At 62.9% G+C, this 2,472-nt stretch carries 3 protein-coding genes; 1 reads left to right on the top strand and 2 read right to left on the bottom strand.

Annotated elements, in window-relative coordinates:
• The first annotated feature begins 310 nt into the window (after positions 1–310).
• Positions 311–517: a hypothetical protein gene (locus KTN05_RS17375; RefSeq protein ID WP_217330625.1), complete on the top strand. Its 207-nt coding sequence runs from the start codon at positions 311–313 to the stop codon at positions 515–517.
• Between the two features lie 568 nt (positions 518–1,085).
• On the opposite strand, the gene KTN05_RS17370 is transcribed toward KTN05_RS17375, so the two are convergent.
• Positions 1,086–1,655: a DUF3489 domain-containing protein gene (locus KTN05_RS17370; RefSeq protein ID WP_217330624.1), complete on the bottom strand. Its 570-nt coding sequence runs from the start codon at positions 1,653–1,655 to the stop codon at positions 1,086–1,088.
• Between the two features lie 443 nt (positions 1,656–2,098).
• The coding region (locus tag KTN05_RS17365; protein WP_217330623.1) for a transposase at positions 2,099–2,472 on the bottom strand (374 nt) is incomplete at its 5' end.

Genomic DNA, 2,472 nt, shown 5'->3' with positions numbered 1-2,472 from the left:
TATCTCCAAAACCAACTCCTTCGCGCCATGCCCACCCGCGGAGAATGGACCGATCAGATCAGCAGCGGCAGGAGGAGAGCGCCGTGGCGCTTACAAGCCGAGAGCTATTGGCCCCCGCGAGATACGGTCCGAGATCTCGTCGATTGCCTCATCAAGATCTGTCCCTGAAGCAGGGTGGGAGCCGACAATTGCCCAGCCAAGGTTCTTGCCCGGCTTTCCGATGTCAATCACAGCAACATGCATAGGCTCTCCCATGTCTCGCGACGGGTGTAGTACTCAGCCAGTAAAAACCACAAGCCAGTCGCGAACCATGTCGCTGGTCGAGGCGGTCGCGAACGTGGCGGTGGGCTACGGCGTCGCTGTCGTGACGCAGATCCTGATCTTCCCAATTTTCGGGCTACACACGACGCTCGCGCAGAACCTGAAGATGGGTGCGGTTTTCACGGTGGTGAGCATGGCGCGCTCCTTCGCCCTGCGGCGGCTGTTCGAAGCGATCAGGGTGCGAAGCATCAACTAGGCAACCGCCGCAATCGCCGCACGAGATGACCCGTTCCGAGTGAAGTATCTCTGGTCGCCGTCGAGCTCTCCGGGAAAACAATTCGGCAGGACACCTTCCCGCTCAATTGGTTTGATGGTCGCCGGCAATCCGTAGGAACATTCGTTCGCGCCCACTGGTGCGCACGTCACCAACCTGAACATTAGTGAGCCGAGGACCCTCGGCACCCTCCCAACCTCGAATTCGCTTCTTGAACGCTTGCGTTACACTCTTATCGAGCCTTTGATCTACAACCTCGGCTTGCCACTCTGCAGGACCAAAAAGATCCTTCAATTCGAAACTGGTACCGAGCGGCCGATCATCTATAGTACTCTGGAGCGCTTGGATTCTTCCATCTATCAGTTCCTGCGATCGCGACACGTCTATCCTCAAGAGCAATTTCCACAGCGCTTTATCGGTCTCTTTGGCCGCTGCGGCAACTACCAGTGAACTGTAGAGGCCACTTGGATACGGGACGCGGTGGGCGTCCCGGAAGTCAGAACCAGAAGCTGTCGCCCTTCTGCCGGTCGGTGGCTTATGCTGGCTACCATCAATCGCGGATGGCGTAGACGCGCCCCCTTCCGTCGACCTTGTCGGAGGTGATCGTCAGGCCCAGCTTCTTTTTCAGCGCGCCCGACATGGCCCCTCTCGCGGTATGCGGCAACCACCCAGTAGCGGCCACGATCTGGTCGATGGTCGCACCGTCCGGCGCGCGCAGCATGGCGATCAGGGTGGCCTGCTTGGTGCCCTCGCGCGGCGTCCGCGCCTTGGGCGCGGTCTCGGCCCCTGTGGGGGTGTCCGGCGCGGGCTGCTCGCTCGGCGCGTCCGTCGCGCCCGCAGGCGCGGGGTTCGCGTCCTCGGGCTCAATGCCGATGGCGGCGAGGCCTGTGTCGGTGGCGACCAGCGTGACGCCGTGGCCGTCGCCGGTCTCGCGCCAGACGGGCTCGCCCTTGCGCGTGTCGGCGTTGACCTCCTGCAGGAAGCCCTTGGCGAGCATCGCGCCGACCACCTTGGCGGCGGCGCCGCCGCGCAGGCTCTCGGGCAGCGGCAGGGCGATATGCTCGGGCCGCTGTGCGGCGGCGCTCAGGATCAGGGCTTGGGTGTCGGAAAGCTTGGTCATCGTCGTCTCCCGTATCGGGGCGCGCGGGATGCGGGCCCTTCTACGAGGCCGAGCCCGCCAGTCGGCGGGCGGGACCGGGAGCGGGTCGTCTCACTCGGCGTATTCGCCTTCCCTGAAGGCCAGGTCGGTGATCTCCCGCAGCTTGGCGCGGTAGTGGTTCAGGGTGCCGACATGGCCCCATGTATGGATGGCCCCTGCGTGGCAAGTGCGGATTTGGCTCTGGCGTCTGGCATTTCGCGGCCATGTATTCGGCGTCGTGATGCAGAGGTTTTCTGCGCGCCTTGATGAAGTCCGCCGGGTTCAGGTCCGATCAGTTGATCGCGATCAGGTCGCTTGGGGCCACACGGGGTGTCCTGTTCCCTTGGTCTGCCGGTTGCCATCACCTCACTCTGCGCCTTGCCATCTCGGGTTGCCGGGGATCCGGCAGCGTTCCTGTCAATTCGTCATGCGGCGCGATAACTCTGGCCGGTTTTCAGCAGGGCCCAGATGGTTCGGGCCATCTTGTTGGCGATGGCGATTGCCGCGACCTTCGCGGGCTTTCGCTCCAGCAGTCGCCAGATCCAGTCGTCACCTTCGCCGCGCCGCCGCCGCAAACGAATGCGTGCCAAAGCACCGAGATACAGCAGCTTTCGCAGATATCGGTCGCCCATCTTCGAAATGCCGCCAATCCGCTCGCGACCGCCGCTGGAGTGCTGTCTCGGGGTGAGACCTATCCATGCCGCGTAGGCTCCAGACCCATTGATTTCAGGCTGTTGGCGTGATTCAGGCATGGCGAGGAGACCTGATATATGAGCAACCTGTTCTGGCTGACCGACGC

The sequence above is a fragment of the Paracoccus sp. Z118 genome (genome assembly GCF_019061185.1).
GTDB lineage: Bacteria > Pseudomonadota > Alphaproteobacteria > Rhodobacterales > Rhodobacteraceae > Paracoccus.
Note: the sequence above shows the minus strand (reverse complement) of the source record. Positions and strands in the feature narration are given on the sequence as shown.